The sequence below is a fragment of the Leminorella richardii genome, from assembly GCF_900478135.1.
Classification (GTDB): domain Bacteria; phylum Pseudomonadota; class Gammaproteobacteria; order Enterobacterales; family Enterobacteriaceae; genus Leminorella; species Leminorella richardii.
This window is the reverse complement of the sequence record NZ_LS483470.1, coordinates 3,455,527-3,472,486: the sequence shown is the minus strand read 5'-3', so window position 1 is coordinate 3,472,486 and position 16,960 is coordinate 3,455,527. Positions and strand designations below refer to the sequence as shown.

Annotated in this window: 10 protein-coding genes; all 10 read left to right on the top strand. The window is 51.6% G+C overall.

The features are described from left to right. Positions 1–90 precede the first annotated feature (90 nt). The 10 genes from DQM29_RS15770 (at position 91) to DQM29_RS15725 (ending at position 16,890) form a co-directional block, all read left to right on the top strand. Complete coding sequence (locus DQM29_RS15770; RefSeq protein WP_111741568.1) at positions 91–672, top strand: NAD(P)H-dependent oxidoreductase; 582 nt, start codon at positions 91–93, stop codon at positions 670–672. Positions 673–783: 111 nt separating this feature from the next. After that, positions 784–1,647: a helix-turn-helix transcriptional regulator gene (locus DQM29_RS15765; RefSeq protein ID WP_111741567.1), complete on the top strand. Its 864-nt coding sequence runs from the start codon at positions 784–786 to the stop codon at positions 1,645–1,647. 35 nt (positions 1,648–1,682) lie between these two features. Beyond that, positions 1,683–2,321 carry a LysE family translocator gene (locus DQM29_RS15760; RefSeq protein WP_111741566.1) on the top strand — a complete coding sequence of 213 codons (639 nt, stop codon included), beginning with the start codon at positions 1,683–1,685 and terminating at the stop codon, positions 2,319–2,321. 18 nt (positions 2,322–2,339) lie between these two features. Beyond that, on the top strand, positions 2,340–3,332 hold the full coding sequence (locus DQM29_RS15755) for a zinc-binding dehydrogenase (RefSeq protein ID WP_111741565.1): 993 nt from the start codon (positions 2,340–2,342) through the stop codon (positions 3,330–3,332). A gap of 23 nt (positions 3,333–3,355) precedes the next feature. Next, the gene (gene rnz, locus DQM29_RS15750) at positions 3,356–4,264 is read left to right on the top strand and encodes a ribonuclease Z (protein ID WP_111741564.1); all 909 of its coding nucleotides are present in this window, start codon (positions 3,356–3,358) and stop codon (positions 4,262–4,264) included. A 103-nt stretch (positions 4,265–4,367) separates the two neighbouring features. Continuing rightward, a complete protein-coding gene (gene kdgR / locus DQM29_RS15745; protein WP_111741563.1) occupies positions 4,368–5,159 on the top strand; it encodes a DNA-binding transcriptional regulator KdgR in 792 nt (263 codons plus the stop codon). Positions 5,160–5,257: 98 nt separating this feature from the next. Then, positions 5,258–6,334 carry an FAD-binding protein gene (locus DQM29_RS15740; RefSeq protein ID WP_111741562.1) on the top strand — a complete coding sequence of 359 codons (1,077 nt, stop codon included), beginning with the start codon at positions 5,258–5,260 and terminating at the stop codon, positions 6,332–6,334. A gap of 105 nt (positions 6,335–6,439) precedes the next feature. Continuing rightward, a complete protein-coding gene (locus DQM29_RS15735) occupies positions 6,440–7,399 on the top strand; it encodes a D-2-hydroxyacid dehydrogenase family protein (protein WP_111741561.1) in 960 nt (319 codons plus the stop codon). Positions 7,400–7,642: 243 nt separating this feature from the next. Next, entirely contained in the window at positions 7,643–7,966 is a 324-nt protein-coding gene (locus DQM29_RS15730) for a FaeA/PapI family transcriptional regulator (RefSeq protein WP_111741560.1), read from the top strand. 1,448 nt (positions 7,967–9,414) lie between these two features. Then, positions 9,415–16,890: a BigA/YdbA N-terminal beta-barrel domain-containing protein gene (locus DQM29_RS15725; protein ID WP_111741559.1), complete on the top strand. Its 7,476-nt coding sequence runs from the start codon at positions 9,415–9,417 to the stop codon at positions 16,888–16,890. Positions 16,891–16,960 lie beyond the last annotated feature (70 nt).

The window sequence follows — 16,960 nt, the reverse complement described above, 5'->3', positions numbered from 1 at the left end:
GTTTATTTACTAAATAGAGGCAGTAGAATAGTTCCCTGATACGCCATAGGCATCTCGCCGCAGGCTCTTTTTTATATATGGAACAAGGCTATGAGCAACATCCTTATTGTTAACGGCATGAAGAAATTTGCCCACTCCAACGGCGAGCTGAATATGACTCTGCACCATGCGGCGGTTGAAAAGCTGCAGCAGCTGGGGCACAGCGTGAAAGAAACTATTGTCGATCGCGGCTACGTGATTGAAGAAGAGATTGAAAAGTACCTGTGGGCCGACACGGTTATCTATCAGCAGCCGGGCTGGTGGATGGGGGCTCCGTGGATCCTGAAAAAGTATATCGACGACGTTTTCACTGAAGGCCACGGTCGCCTGTATGCCAGCGATGGCCGCACTCGCTCAGACGATTCCAAGAAATACGGTTCAGGCGGCCTTATTCAGGGAAAGACCTACATGCTGTCTGTCACCTGGAACGCGCCAGAAGAGGCGTTTACCGATCCAGAGCAGTTCTTTGAAGGCGTAGGCGTTGACGGCGTTTATCTACCGTTCCACAAGGCAAACCAGTTCCTGGGCATGTCGCCGCTGCCAACCTTCCTGTGCACCGACGTGATGAAGCGGCCTGATGTGGAAAACAACCTGAAGCGTCTGGATGCTCATCTGGTGCAGGTATTTGGTTGATCGACAGATTTCCCATTGCAGATAAAAACGGGAAACGGTCATTTTTTATGGCCGTTTTTTTTACCCACGCGTTAAGATAGGGCATTCACCGCCGAGGGGAGAACTCGCCGCATGCAAAGCGCGCTTCAACGGGTAAAGTCGGTCACTCAGGGCTACTGGCGCAGCGAGCGCATGCCCCATGTTGAGCTACGTTCGACTTACCAAAGCCGCGTGGGCTACGGCGAGCATCTGCACCAAACGTTTTCCATCGGCGCTATCCTTGAAGGGCGAACCCTTGTTCGCTATCGAGGGCAAGAGAGACTGGCTCGGACTGGGGAGCTTGTGCTGATTGAAGCCGATGCGGCACACAGCTGTAACCCGCTGGATGGCCGAGAGCGCAGCTATCATATGCTCTATCTTGATACTCACTGGTGTCTTCAGCGTCTGTCAGCCCTTGTCGGCCATTCGGTTAACTCTCTGTGCTGTTCTCACTTCTCTGTCAGCGATTCGGCGCTTTTCAGGCGCTATCTGGAGCTGGTGGATGTGCTGATGCACAGTGATGAGCCTCCTGTGTGGCAGCTTGCCTTGGATGCATTTATCGATCCCCTGATGCTTTGCTATTGTTCTCCGGAGCCGGCTTCTTCTGAACGGGATATTGTCCGTTTTATACGCCACCGCCTTCAGGAAAATTTACCTTCTCCCCCGACCCTTGCGGAGTTGGCAGAAGACCTTCGCCTGCGCCCAGAAACCCTGATCCGAGCCTTTTATCGCGAAGCGGGTATGACGCCCCACGCTTACCTGAACAGTATGCGCATAGAGTGGGCGAAATCGCTTCTCCGGCAGGGAGAGAGCATTGCTGATACGGCACAGGCGGTAGGCTTTAGCGACCAGAGCCACTTTCACAAGCGCTTTGTTGCCGCCACTGCCGCGACGCCGGGGCAGTATCTGCTGGAGAGATCAATTTTTGACAATCCCCCGTCCCCCGGCGAGAGGTAGAGTCTTTCCGATGTTTCACTATCGGGAAAGCACTCATGATAAACGACTGGTTGCCGCCGACGTTTCTTTCGCTGGCGTTGGCACACGGGGTGGCGCTGCTAAGCCCCGGGCCTGACTTTTTTCTGCTCACAGGCCATGCAATTCGCTATCGGCTTCGCGGCAGCGCCTTTATATGCTTAGGCATTGCGCTGGGCAACGCGGTCTATATCGCTCTGGCGATCGTCGGCTTTCGCAGCGTAGCTAACGTCCAGTGGCTGTTTGCGCTGGTTCAGGCGGCGGGAGCGCTTTATCTGCTGTATATTGGCGCACAGCTGATAAAGAGCCGTTCCGATGGGCTAGCGCTGGGCGCGGCAGCGAAGGAAGTGTCGATGACTAGACAGTTAGCGATGGGGCTGGGATCGTCGCTGCTGAATCCTAAAAATGCGCTGTTTTATATGAGCCTGATGACCACTCTGTTGGGAAGTCAGGTGACGCTAAAGCAGCAGGTGAGCTGCGGCGTCTGGATGTTTTCAGCGGTACTGCTGTGGGATTTGCTGGTAGCGTCGGTCATCAGTCTTCCTCTGGTGCAGCAGCGGCTCGGGCGCGTCATCCACTGGATCGAGCGCGGTGCGGGTGCTGTACTGCTGGCAATAGGGCTGGGGATGGGGCTCACTTTGATTATCAATCTCGCTTAACGGATAAAGGAGTAAACCATGTCAAAACAAACGCTGTCCTGGTGTTGGGCACAGCCCGGAGAGCCGGATTCGCTGACCTTAAGCCACACGGAGCTGCCGGAGCTGGCGAGTGACGAGATTCTGGTGGCAAATCGGGTCATTGGTCTGAATCCCGTTGACTGGAAGTTTATTGAGCAGCCGTTTAACCTCTGGGAAGCGGGTCATATTCCGGGCGTAGACGCCATGGGCACTGTTGCCGCTGTTGGCGCTCGCGTGCGCCACCTGCGCGTCGGCAGTCGCGTTTGCTACCATACCAACCTGAGAACTAACGGCAGCTTTAGCCACCATACGGTTATTTCCGCCAAAGCGGCGATCCCCGTTCCAGACGGCGTTACAGACGAAGCCGCTGCGGCTATTCCCTGCCCGGGCTTAACGGCGTGGCAGGCGCTGAAGAAAGTGCCTGAGCTTAAGGGCAAGCGTGTGCTGGTCAGCGGGGCGGGCGGTTCTGTTGGATCTATCTTGACTCAGCTTCTGATTGAACAGGGTGCGCTGGTTTACGCCACCGCCAGCGAAACGAATCATGCCCGACTTGGTCACTGGGGTGTTATTCAGGCATTTGACTACCGCCAGAGCGACTGGCGACAACAGCTGCGTCAGCAGCTGGGTTCTCACGCGCTGCACGCCGCGTTTGATATGGTTAGCGGCGAACATGCTGCCACGTTGGCTCCGCTGTTGGGATACTATGGGCATCTGGTCTGCGTTCAGGATCGCGTCAATACGTCGCCCGTCGGCGCATTTACCACCTGTCTTTCGCTGCACGAAATTGCGCTCGGTGCGATGCACCAGCACGGCAGCGATGCTCAATGGGCTGAACTGGTGCAGGCCGGGCAGGAGCTGCTGGCTCGCGTTGAGCGCGGCGCGCTAGTGCTGCCGCCTTTTGAGGTTAGCCCGTTTGACGCACTGCCGGAGAGCCTGATGCGCCTTAAGCGTAACGACCGTGCGGTAAAATACGTGATTAATATCGACTCATAGGGCAAAAAAGAGGGACGTGAGACATGGAGCTGCTGTTTTTAGGCACCGGAGCGGGAACGCCGTCCAGACTGCGCAACGTCAGCTGCACTGCGCTGACCATAGAGGGCGGTGCAGTCTGGCTATTCGACTGTGGTGAGGGTACTCAGCACCGGATCCTGCGCACGCCCATTAGCCCGGCAAAAATTGAGAAAATATTTATTACTCATCTGCACGGTGACCATATTTTCGGTCTGCCGGGCCTACTGACGACCCGCTCCATGCTGAGCGGCAGTGGTGCAGTGACGGTTTACGGCCCTAAGGGCATCAAAGAGTTCGTGGAAGTTTCTCTGAACCTCAGCGCCTCTTATTTAACTTACCCACTGGATATCGTAGAGCTTGATGCTGGTGTTATCTATCAAAGCGAACGCTTCTGCGTAACAGCGCAGCCGCTCAATCACGTTGTGCCCTGTTTTGGTTTTCGCATTGAAGAGGCGGATCGCCCCGGCTCTCTGGATGCCGGGCGCCTGAAAGCCGCCGGGCTGTCGCCCGGGCCGCTGTTTCAACGGCTAAAGACCGGAGAGCGAGTGCAGCTGGACGACGGCAGAGTTATTGATGGAAGCGCGTTTTTATCTCCTTCGACAAAAGGACGAACGCTGGCGATATTCGGTGACACGGCGCCGGCGGAAAGCGCATTTCTGCTGGCGAAGGATGCCGACGTAATGGTGCACGAAGCAACGCTAGAGGCCTCCATGACTGAACGCGCCAACAGTCGCGGGCATTCTACGACCCGGCAGGCTGCGCAGGTGGCTAAAGACGTCGGAGCAAAGCGACTGATTGTTACTCACCTAAGCCCGCGCTACGGCAAAGAAGATGAAGCGCGCCTGCTGGCAGAGTGCCAAGAGGTGTTTCCTGATGTAGAAATGGCCAGAGACCTCGCGTCGTTTACGGTATAACCTGCGGATTTTTGATGAAGAATTGTTAGTATTGGCGAGGTAACATTATACTAGGCTGTGTTCCAATTTTTCTGAAACAAACATTGAAACGGGTAACATCGCCATGGCGGCAGAGGATTTAGATAAACAGCCGGATTCCGTCTCTTCCGTTCTGAAAGTATTTGGTATTTTGAACGCGCTGGGTGACGAGCGAGATATCGGTATTTCTGAGCTGGCTCAGCGGGTTATGATGTCGAAAAGCACTGTGTATCGTTTCCTACAAACGATGAAAACGCTGGGCTATGTCAGTCAGGAAGAAGACACCGAGAAGTACTCGCTGACGGTCAAGCTGTTCGAGCTTGGTGCAAAGGCGCTGCAAAACGTCGACGTTATCCGCTATGCCAACGGCCCGATGCGCGAGCTGTCGCGCCAAACTAAAGAGGCGATTCACCTCGGGGCGCTGGACGACGACGCGATCATTTATATCCACAAGATTGATTCCCAGTACAACCTGCGCATGTACTCCCGCATTGGTCGACGCAATCCGATCCATTCGACAGCTATCGGCAAGGTGCTGATGGCCTGGTGCGATCCGGGACTGCGTGAAGAGACGTTGGCAAAAATCACCTTTAGCCCGGGAACCGGCAATGCCGTTCAGCGTCGGGAGGACTTTCTTCCCCTGTTGGAGCAGGTGAAGCAGCAGGGCTATGCAGAAGATGCTGAAGAGCAAGAAGAGGGCGTGCGGTGTATTGCCGTACCGGTATTCGACCGCCTCGGTACAGTGAGTGTAGGCTTAAGCCTTTCTTTACCTACTCTTCGCTTTAGCGAAGAGGGTCGGCCTCAGCTGGTTGCTTTGCTGCACGCCGCTGCACGCGATATCTCGAGCCAAATGGGCTATCACGACTACCCCTACTAGCGACGTCAAATTCCCCGCAGTGTCGGCAGATTCGCTTCATGCCGACTTCACATGGGATGCGTATTTTCCCTGACGACATACATATAGGGAGAATGACGATGGAACGTTATGACGTAGCCATTATTGGCTTAGGCCCGGCTGGCGCCACGCTGGCTCGGCTGTTGGACAAGAAACTGCGCGTAATTGCACTAGATAAAAAGCGCGAAAGCGGCGATGACGGTTTTAAAAAGCCCTGCGGTGGGCTGCTGGCGCCGGACGCCCAGCGGGCGTTTATTCGATTCGGGCTCAATCTGCCAACCAGCGTGATAGCAAACCCTCAGATTTTTAGCGTTAAAACGCTAGATACCCAAACCGGCATTAGCCGTAACTACCAGCGCAGCTATATCAACATCAATCGCCACGCTTTTGACCTGTGGATGAAGTCTCTGGTGCCAAATCACGTTGACGTGCATCACGATACGCTGTGTAAACGCATAGAACAGACCGACGACGGCTACTGCATCACTTTCACGGAGGGGGGTAAAGAAAAGCGCATCTTTACGCGATATTTGGTCGGTGCTGACGGTGCTAACTCTATGGTTAGGCGCTTCCTTTATCCCAATCATGAAATTCGGCGCTATCAGGCTATTCAGCAGTGGTTTGAAGACCGCCACCCCGTGCCGTTTTACTCCTGCCTGTTTGATAACGAAGTCACCGACTGCTATTCCTGGAGCATCAGCAAAGACGGTCACTTTATTTTTGGCGGCGCGTTTCCGATGAAGGAAGGGAAAGCGCGCTATGACCTGTTGAAAGAGCGGCTGGTGCCGCACGGCTTTACTTTTGGTGACGCGCTAAAAAGCGAGAAGTGTACGGTGCTTTGCCCGTCCAGATGGCAGGACTTTGTTTGCGGTCAAAATAACGCGTTCCTGATTGGTGAAGCGGCGGGCTTTATCAGTGCCAGCTCTCTGGAAGGGATCAGCTACGCACTGGACAGCGCCGAGCTGCTGAGTCAGATTCTTAACCGGGGGGGAACATCTCTGAATCAGGCCTATTTTAAAAGCACTTTCCGGCTGCGCGTGAAGCTCCTGAGCAAGATCGTGAAGGCTCGTATACTCACGACGCCGTGGCTGCGAAAGCTAATCATGAAAAGCGGTATTAGTCATATTAAACAAACATCCCAAATGAGCGTCAGGTAATATCGGAAATTAGAGGTCAGGCAACGTTTTTAGCTTGGGTTATGTGTACATTCGCAGCACTATGATTTTCTATAACCTATTGATGAAGTGGGGTTTATGAATTAAATGAACTTAAAGTGCGTAATTCTTGATGACTATCAGAACGTGGCGTTGACGATAGCTGATTGGTCAGCTGTACAGGAGCGTGTGGACGTTTTTTCTTTAACCGAGCATATTGACGATGAAGCACTGCTCGCGGAAAAGATCGGTGATTGCGATATTATTGTGATCATGCGTGAACGAACGCCTTTTACCGCCTCGCTGTTTGCCCGCCTGCCGAAGCTTAAACTGCTGATCACCTCGGGGATGCGGAACGCCTCTATCGATCTAAAGGCTGCCGCTGAGCGGGGTGTAACGGTGTGCGGAACGGCGAGCGGCTCTGAACCGCCGATGGAGCTGACTTGGGCGCTGATTTTAGGGCTGGCGCGCCACGTAGTGCCGGAAAACAATGCGTTTCGCCAAGGCGGGCCGTGGCAGAGCTCTGTAGGTATGACGCTGAACGGCAAGCGCCTTGGCCTGCTGGGGCTGGGGAAAATCGGCGGGCGTATGGCGCAGATCGCCAGCGCGTTCGGCATGAAAGTCACGGCATGGAGCCCTAACCTGACGGCAGAACGCGCGCAGGAGTGTGGCGCAGAACTGGCGGCGTCAAAAGAGGCACTGCTGAGGGATAGCGATATTGTTTCTATCCATCTGGTGTTGGGTGAGCGTAGTCGGGGTTTGATAGGTCGCGATGACATTGGTGTGATGAAGCCAGGGGCACTGCTGATCAATACGTCTCGAGCGGCGATTGTTGACGGTGAGGCGCTGATTGACGCGCTGCAACAGGGGCGTATCGCTGGTGCCGGGCTGGACGTGTTTGACATAGAGCCGCTGCCGCTGAACCATCCTCTGAGAACGTTGCCTAACGTGTTGGCTACGCCTCACCTTGGCTATGTTGCCGACAGCAACTATCAAGGGTATTTTAAGGGTGCTGTTGAAGACATTCAGGCTTTTTTAGCCGGGAGTCCGATACGTACGCTGAAGTAGCTATCGCCTTGCTGCCGGGGCCTGCGATTGCGGCAGAGCTTCCGGCAGGAATATATTTGGGCCAGTATTTTTAGTAAATAAGCGAAGTCACCACTCTTTAAACGAGGCTGTTTTTTAACATTTTATCGTTGAGTGAAAAAAGAGAAAAAAGGGCATGGATCGGCAGAAATGGATGTCCCTTTTGTAATTGGTGTATAATCTCGGGCTTATTGTACTTATTTATATTTTTCTAAGGAGGAAGGGATGAAAAATAACGATGAGTCAGTGCAAAAAGTGACAAAAGGCGCTGCGATCACGCAGGAAATAGTGGACGCTCTGGCGCAAAAATGTGCTGAAAAATATGCTGCAGTAAAGGATGAAGTTTCGATTAGCGATAATATGAGTGATGAAACGCTTCGCAAAATTGCTCCTACGACAAACGATATTGCAGAAAGCTGCATTATTAACGTCTATCAGGCTCGCTACTATCTATTGAAACTTATGGAAGAAGGGCTGGTGTTGAAAACCGGCGTCAAAAAGGGATATCCTCTGCACTGGTGGCTGTTGGGCTCGGAAAAGCAGAACTAGTCGATTGCTTTTTTGAATGCAGACTACTGCTCTTGAGTTTCTTGACGAGAATTATTGGCGTCTAGCGGCCTAGGACAGTCTATTATTGTTGGTGATCGTTAGGCGGTCACCGAGTTCAATAATAAATGTGAACCGTCGTATCCGAGGCGGCGCACTTTATTTTTCCATCGCTTGTTGAATCGTTCGATAAATAGTTCTTTGCAACGCCCTTCCACCAGAAACACTTTTTATCTCTAACTGTCTTAAACGTTTAATCAGCTGTCTAGATATTAGCAGCTCCTGACATTTGTAAACAGAAGCTCTCCACATAGTGGGAATACATTTGTTATGCCTTTTTATCTAGGACAACACATATCTTCTGTTTTGTTACGACTTGTGAGGTCGTGCAAGGTACCGTCCACATTTTCTTACTCGTGAATGCATTTTTTGTACTGTACGGTAAGTATTTTAACGATAGAGTTACTTTTACATTGACGAGATTCTGGGGTTTAAATATTAAAAATGAGACACTAATTCTGAAATGTTAGAAGAGTGCGTCATCGAAAATCCCCTAAGCATCTGTCCGTTTGAATTATACCGAGAGGACGGATTTTTTCATATTGATAGAGAGACAGTTTTGTATTGGTGAGCGTATATCTTTGACGCTCCTGTGCGTTAAGTCCGAGAATGGGCTGCCAGAAATGTTTCTACATGGAGTAAATGGAAATGAGCATGGGGAAATAAAAAGCACAGTGGCTTTGGGAGAAAGAGCCAGTTAGCTCAAGAGTCTTTTGTAAAAGCCATACTACATAAGTATTTAGATGAGTGGCCTAAAAACAAGGATTAGATTCCTAAATATATAAATATCTTTTTGTTTTTAATGGGTTAATTTTAATGATTAATATTGTTATATCGTATTTAAATAGAATGTGGCGATATGAGAAAAAATAAAAGAGATTTAAAATTAATTTAACACGCTTCATATGGTTAAAATAGTCATGGCTACTTATAAATATAGAGTAAGAACTGCGTGATTAATTCCTATTTATATGGATAAAAATGCTTTTTTCTGTATCCATTTTACGAAATGCTAGCTTGGATGTTATAGACAAGAATAGCCTGATTTAATATTATTTCACCGATACACAGTAGAAAGATTTCTCATAAATATGAGGAAGGCTTTTATCATGGTGTAATCAATACTTATATCTTGTTAACGTGCTAGATTTTCTGGGTTATAGAACGATCATATTTAATCTAAGTATTTTATTTATTTGAAATAAGTATTTATATCGAGATATTACTTTATACATTAGGCTCATTGACGCTGAATATATCCACTGGTGTCTGGTGATTCTTTATATCCCGCAAGGATATCCGCTCTCAGCTTTTTTAATTTGCTGCGTGGATTGAGAATTTTCTGCTGCATCATACGGGTAGTGACGCAAAAACGTTTTTAGGAATTATAGATGCAAAAGAAAAAACTTCTTTCCGCCTGTATAGCGATAGCTCTGAGTGGAGCGGCATGGGCGACAGACAGCGTCGAGGAAGCGCGTCAGGAGTCAAATATAGGCTGCCCCGCTGATGCCGAAAAATTGAGTGCCGAGGCTCGGAAAAAGCTGCCGGCCGAGTGTCAAGGCAGTGAGACCGAGCTGTGGATCGCTGCAGGTGCAACCTCACTGGTCGCGGCTTTTGCCATCAGTGAGTTGTCGGATGGCAGTGACTCTCATGATGTTGTGGTGCCGTCGGAGAATGGTGGAGATGGTACTCCAACTCCTTCATCTAAAGTGACCTTCAGCAACGGTGTAACGTTGGATAAAACGGCAAAAACGCTGACGATTCGCGATACTGTTTTTACTTATAGTAAAAATGCGGATGGCACCTATACGTTAACGTCAGCCGATAAGCGTACAGCAGTTGTTAATAGATGGCAGGTGAATGAAGCGGACAATTCCGTGGTGATTGAGGGAACCAGCGCGAACGGTGCCGTATGGCGGTATGATGATAAAGGTAAACTGATTATCATCGGTGACAATACCACTGTAAAAACAGGTGATATCACCGTTGACGGCAAAGGCTCCACCGGCACAGAAATCGCGGGTAACGGCGCGGTGGTTAGTCAGGACGGCACGCTGGACGTCAGCGGCGGCGGTCACGGTATCGACATCACCGGCGACAGCGCCAAAGTGGACAACAAGGGCGACATGACCGTTAAGGACGCCGACTCCATCGGTATCCAGATCGACGGTGACAAGGGCGTTGTCAATAACGATGGCGACAGCACCATTACCAACGGCGGCACCGGCACGCAGATCAACGGCAATGAGGCCACCGTGAACAATAACGGTAGCACCAAGGTGGACGGCAAAGACTCCACCGGTACTGAGATCGCAGGCAACAGTGCCGTCGTGAATCAGGACGGCACGCTGGACGTCAGCGGCGGCGGTCACGGTATCGACATCACCGGCGACAGTGCCAAAGTGGACAACAAGGGCGACATGACCGTTAAGGACGCCGACTCCATCGGTATCCAGATCGACGGTGACAAGGCCGTTGTCAATAACGACGGCGACAGCACCATTACCAACGGCGGCACCGGCACGCAGATCAACGGCAATGAGGCCACCGTGAACAATAACGGTAGCACCAAGGTGGACGGCAAAGACTCCACCGGTACCGAGATTGCGGGCGATAAGGCTGTTATCAACAACAGCGGCGACAGCACTATCACCAACGGAGGCACCGGCACCAGCATCGCGGGGAACGACGCGACTGCCAACAATACGGGCAAAACCACCGTTGACGGTCAGGGCTCTACCGGCACCGAGATCGCAGGCAACAGTGCCGTCGTGCATCAGGACGGTACGCTGGACGTCAGCGGCGGCGGTCACGGTATCGACATCACCGGCGACAGCGCCAAAGTGGACAACAAGGGCGACATGACCGTTAAGGACGCCGACTCCATCGGTATCCAGATCGACGGTGACAAGGCCGTTGTCAATAACGATGGCGACAGCACCATCACCAACGGCGGCACCGGCACGCAGATCAACGGTGGCGAAGCCACCGTGAACAATAACGGTAGCACCAAGGTAGACGGCAAAGACTCCACCGGCACCGAGATTGCGGGCGATAAGGCTGTCATCAACAACAGCGGCGACAGCACTATCACCAACGGCGGCACCGGCACCAGCATCGCGGGGAACGACGCGACTGCCAACAATACGGGCAAAACCACCGTTGACGGTCAGGGCTCTACCGGCACCGAGATCGCAGGCAACAGTGCCGTCGTGCATCAGGACGGTACGCTGGACGTCAGCGGCGGCGGTCACGGTATTGATATCACCGGCGACAGCGCCAAAGTGGACAACAAGGGCGACATGACCGTTAAGGACGCCGACTCCATCGGTATCCAGATCGACGGTGACAAGGCCGTTGTCAATAACGACGGCGACAGCACCATTACCAACGGCGGCACCGGCACGCAGATCAACGGCAATGAGGCCACCGTGAACAATAACGGTAGCACCAAGGTGGACGGCAAAGACTCCACCGGCACCGAGATTGCGGGCGATAAGGCTGTCATCAACAACAGCGGCGACAGCACTATCACCAACGGCGGCACCGGCACCAGCATCGCGGGGAACGACGCGACCGCCAACAATACGGGCAAAACCACCGTTGACGGTCAGGGCTCTACCGGCACCGAGATCGCAGGCAACAGTGCCGTCGTGCATCAGGACGGTACGCTGGACGTCAGCGGCGGTGGTCACGGTATCGACATCACCGGCGACAGCGCCAAAGTGGACAACAAGGGCGACATGACCGTTAAGGATGCCGATTCCATTGGTATCCAGATCGACGGTGACAAGGCCGTTGTCAATAACGACGGCGACAGCACCATTACCAACGGCGGCACCGGCACGCAGATCAACGGTGGCGAAGCCACGGTGAACAATAACGGTAGCGCCAAGGTAGACGGCAAAGACTCCACCGGTACCGAGATTGCGGGTGATAAGGCTGTCATCAACAACAGCGGCGACAGCACTATCACCAACGGCGGCACCGGCACCAGCATCGCGGGGAACGACGCGACCGCCAACAATACGGGCAAAACCACCGTTGACGGTCAGGGCTCTACCGGCACCGAGATCGCAGGCAACAGTGCCGTCGTGCATCAGGACGGTACGCTGGACGTCAGCGGCGGTGGTCACGGTATCGACATCACCGGCGACAGCGCCAAAGTGGACAACAAGGGCGACATGACCGTTAAGGACGCCGACTCCATCGGTATCCAGATCGACGGTGACAAGGCCGTTGTCAATAACGACGGCGACAGCACCATTACCAACGGCGGCACCGGCACGCAGATCAACGGCAATGAGGCCACCGTGAACAATAACGGTAGCACCAAGGTAGACGGCAAAGACTCCACCGGTACTGAGATTGCGGGCGATAAGGCTGTCATCAACAACAGCGGCGACAGCACTATCACCAACGGCGGCACCGGCACGCAGATCGACGGTAACGAAGCCACCGTTAACAATAATGGCAAAACCACGGTAGACGGCAAAGACTCCACCGGTACTGAAATTGCGGGTAATAACGGTACTGTAAATCTGGAGGGTGGGCTGATTGTTACCGGTGGCGCGTTTGGCGTTGAGATTACTGGTGACAGTAATACGGTGAACAACAAAGGGGATATGAGTGTTTCCGATGCGGGCTCAATTGGTGTTCTCGTCAACGGTGATAAAGCAACCGTATCCAATACGGGTGATGTTAGCGTTAGCAATGAAGCAACCGGGTTCAGCATCACAACTAACGACGGAAACATATCGCTGGCAGGCAGTATGCAGGTTGGCGATTTCTCGACCGGGGTAGATCTCAACGGCAACAACAACAGCATGACGCTGGCGGCTAAAGATCTGACAGTCACTGGGCAGAAAGCGACAGGGGTAAACGTTTCTGGTGATGCCAACACAGTGAATATCACGGGTAACGTTCTGGTCGATAAGGATCAAACGGCGGCAAACGCTCTGGAATATTTCTACGATCCGTCCGTTGGCATAAACGTTAATGGTAATAGCAATAGCGTGACCCTGGACGGCAAGTTAACCGTTGTGGCTGACAGTGAACTGACCGCTCGCAAATATGCCAACATCGATGGCAGTCAGGAGAATATTTTCGGTCTGGTGGTATCTGGTAACGACAATATTGTTAATCTGAATGGCGGTGTTCAACTGTTGGGCGAGTCGGGTAAGCTAACCGACGGCTCTACAGTGGCATCTGAGCGCAAGGGCTATGGTAATACGCCGGTTATTACGGTAGATGGCAAGTCATCTGTTTACCTGAATGGAGATTCCTCCATCAGTGGTGATTTGCCGTTAGGCTATGCAGGAATGATCCAATTACGTAATGACGCCATGCTCGAAATTGGAACTGGCGCCACGATTAATATGCAGGATATTACTACTTACGATCACTATTCTACGCCTGAAACTCAAATGATTAATGCAGAGTCTGGTGCTCAGGTCGTCAATAAAGGTGATGTTAATATCCGAAATATCGGCTTTGCCTCTATTTCAGGAGAGAATTCAACCGGAAGCAATAGCGGCAATATCTCACTTTCTCAGTTTGTTTATGGCATTTTGGAGAATGGCGGAGCCGGCTATTTTACTACTCAGGGGGGTGGGGCAGTTAATACGGGTACCATTACTGCAAAAGTCATGGAACAGGAGAGCGTAATTAATCTTGGTGCCTCATTTGGCCTTAAAGAGCCACATGCTTTCTATTCAGATGCGTTCAGTATGATGGGGCTTGAGGCCTTCGATCGTGGTTACGTTCTTAATGAGAGCAGCGGCAAGATCGAGATGTATGGTCGTGGCAATGTCGGTATGTTGGCCATTAGCGAAAGCACTGCAGAAAACGCAGGGCAGATTACACTGGATTCACTCTGGGTTGATGCAAACGACACTACCACTTTGCGCAGCAATATCGGTAATGGCGCCAGAAGTTACGGTGTGGGTATGGCAGTGGGGACAGATACCACTAGCGGGCCGAAAAAGAATGCCACAGCTATTAACCGATTGGGTGGTGTTATCACTATTTATAACGCCGGGATTGGTATGGCAGCCTACGGAGATACAAATACCGTTATTAACCGGGGTACGATCAATCTGGAGAAAAACGGTAATTACGATGGTAGCCTGGGCGCGAATTCTCTTATCGGTATGGCGGCCTATGAAAAAGGTACTGCTATTAACGATCGGACGGGCGTAATTAATATTAACGCTGATAGCGGACAGGCATTCTATAGCGATGGTTCAGGTATCATTCTTAACTATGGCACTATTTGCGTTAACAGTAATTGCCTGACGGGTAATGACTATAATGATACCGATCCCTACGCTCCAGTGATTTACTCCGGTGGTGATGTAATAACAGCGCAGGGTGAAACAAAGTCCCTCAATAAAAAATCTACAGTTAATGGCGAAAAAGAAGGTCAGACCGTTAACAGTGGAACGATCTCCGGCGCTGATATTACGATAAGCAACGGTGAGTTAGTGAATACGTCGACGGGGACTGTCAATAACGCAATTATTATCAACAGCGGGGCTTTAAATAACGCAGGTTCAGTGGCGAAGATAACCCAAAACGCAGGCAGTGTTGATAACACCGGTAAGGTTAATTCGCGCATGTTCCAGACGGGAGGAACGTTTAATAACCAGCAAAATGGGATCGTGGCAAACGGTGCTCAGGTGAGTAAAAACGCGATAGTCAATAACACCGGTACCTGGTATCTCGGGGCCAGCAGTAGTAGTGATAGTAATAATGCCAGCATGATGGAAATTTTTCATACAGCGGTGTTTAACAATAGCGGCGATTTTATTTTGAATAACAGCAGGAATGCTATTCATCTATTTCAGTCGGGGACGTTCTACAACACCGGGAAGATGTTAATTTCTGGCGCAAACTATAGTGGTAACGCAATAAACTACTGGTATGCGGATAACAATGGTCGCTTTATTAACGGCGGTACTGCTGATGTTACGGCAAACGCGCTGGCGGTCAGTGGTAATGATGCCAGCGCCAACAAGGCATATTTCTGGAATCAGAATGGTGGTGTAGTCAATTTTGATAAAAACAATGGTGTTGTAGTGAAATTCACTCACAGCAACTACGTTGCACAGAATGATGGCACCATGAATATTAGCGGCAATAACGCTATTGCGATGAGAGGCAATAAAAACGCACAACTGGTCAACAACGGCACTATCAACCTCGGAACGCAGGGCACGACCAATACCGGTATGATCGGGATGCAACTGGACAGCGGCGCGACGGCTGATGCGGTAATTGAGAACAATGGCGCTATCAACATTTACGCCAACAACTCCTTTGCATTTAGTATGTTAGGTTCTGCAGGCCATCTCGTAAACAACGGTACAGTAACTATTGCCGATGGGGTGACGGGGTCAGGGCTTATCAAGCAAGGTGACAGCATTAATGTTGAAGGCGTGAACGGCAATAACGGTAACAATAGTGAAGTTCATTATGCTAATTACACTTTGCCTGACGTTCCCAGTTCATCAGTCTCTGCCATTGCCGATAACACATCTAATAGTGGAAGCCAGAATAAACTTAATGGCTATGTTGTAGGAACCAGTTCTGACGGCAGTGCAGGTAAGCTGAAAGTGAACAACGCGAGCCTGAAAGGGGTTTCTGTTAACACTGGATTTACGGCTGGAACCAGCTCCACAACTGTTACCTTCGACAACGTAGTTCAGGGTAATAACCTGACGGATGCAGAAACCATTACATCAACCTCCGTGGTATGGAACGCTCAAGGCAGTACTAACGCCAGCGGCAACGTTGATGTCACCATGACCAAAAATGCCTACACGAACTTGGTAACAGATAGTTCCGTTAACAGCGTCGCGAAGGCGCTGGATGCGAGCTATACCAACAATAGCCTATTCTCCAGTTTGAACGTTCGCACTACGGCAGAATTGAACAATGCCTTGAAACAGGTCAGTGGCAGCCAAGCGACGACCGCGTTCCGCGAGGCGCGCGTGTTGAGTAATCGTTTCGAAATGCTGGCGGACGCCGCGCAGCAGGTAGGAAACGGCATGTCGTTTAACGTCGTGGCGAAAGGCGATCCGCGTGCAGAACTGGGCAACGACACACAGTACGACATGCTGGCGCTGGGTAAAACGCTGGATCTGACAGAGCGTCAAACGCTGAGCATGGTGTATGGTATCGCGCGTCTGGACGGCAATGGCTCAGATAAAGCGGGTGATAATGGCTTGACTGGTGGTTACAGTCAGTTCTTCGGTCTGAAGCACCAAGTGGCGTTTGGCGATGGCCTGAGTTGGAACAACGCGCTGCGTTATGACGTGCATAATCTTGACAGCAGCCGCGCTATTTCCTGGAACGGCGTGAGCGAAACGGCAGATACTAGCGTGAAGCAGCAGTATCTGGAGTTCCGCAGCGAAGGGGCTAAAACCTTTGAACTGCAAGAAGGGCTAAACGTAACGCCTTATGCTGGCGTGAAGCTGCGTCACACTCTGGAAAGCGGCTATCAGGAACGCAACGCGGGTAATTTTAACCTGAATATGAGCAGCGGCAGTGAAACGGCGGTAGACAGCATTGTCGGCCTGAAGCTGGACTATGTAGGTAAAAACGGCTGGGGCGCGAGCGCAATGCTGGAAGGCGGGCCGAACCTGAGCTACGTGAAGAGCCAGCGTTCTGCGACGCTTGCCGGTGCGGGCAGTCAGCGCTTCAATGTTGATGACGATCAACAGGGCGGCGGCGTTAACAGCCTTGCTACAGTGGGCGTGAAGTACAGCAGCAAAAACAGCGCGCTGCAGCTAGATGCCTATCAGTGGAAAGAGGACAGTCTGAGCGATAAAGGCTTTATGCTGAACTTTAAAAAGGCGTTTTAATCACCCTCAATAAACCATTAGGCCGCAGCCCGTAAGGGTGCGGCCTGTTTATTGCTCTTCTCCCGTATTC

What these genes read in the sequence shown, in the direction of transcription:
- DQM29_RS15735 (WP_111741561.1), top strand. Translation starts at nt 6,440, where the DNA reads ATGAACTTAAAGTGCGTAATTCTTGATGACTATCAGAACGTGGCGTTG.
- DQM29_RS15755 (WP_111741565.1), top strand. Translation starts at nt 2,340, where the DNA reads ATGTCAAAACAAACGCTGTCCTGGTGTTGGGCACAGCCCGGAGAGCCG.
- rnz (WP_111741564.1), top strand. Translation starts at nt 3,356, where the DNA reads ATGGAGCTGCTGTTTTTAGGCACCGGAGCGGGAACGCCGTCCAGACTG.
- DQM29_RS15765 (WP_111741567.1), top strand. Translation starts at nt 784, where the DNA reads ATGCAAAGCGCGCTTCAACGGGTAAAGTCGGTCACTCAGGGCTACTGG.
- DQM29_RS15740 (WP_111741562.1), top strand. Translation starts at nt 5,258, where the DNA reads ATGGAACGTTATGACGTAGCCATTATTGGCTTAGGCCCGGCTGGCGCC.
- kdgR (WP_111741563.1), top strand. Translation starts at nt 4,368, where the DNA reads ATGGCGGCAGAGGATTTAGATAAACAGCCGGATTCCGTCTCTTCCGTT.
- DQM29_RS15770 (WP_111741568.1), top strand. Translation starts at nt 91, where the DNA reads ATGAGCAACATCCTTATTGTTAACGGCATGAAGAAATTTGCCCACTCC.
- DQM29_RS15725 (WP_111741559.1), top strand. Translation starts at nt 9,415, where the DNA reads ATGCAAAAGAAAAAACTTCTTTCCGCCTGTATAGCGATAGCTCTGAGT.
- DQM29_RS15730 (WP_111741560.1), top strand. Translation starts at nt 7,643, where the DNA reads ATGAAAAATAACGATGAGTCAGTGCAAAAAGTGACAAAAGGCGCTGCG.
- DQM29_RS15760 (WP_111741566.1), top strand. Translation starts at nt 1,683, where the DNA reads ATGATAAACGACTGGTTGCCGCCGACGTTTCTTTCGCTGGCGTTGGCA.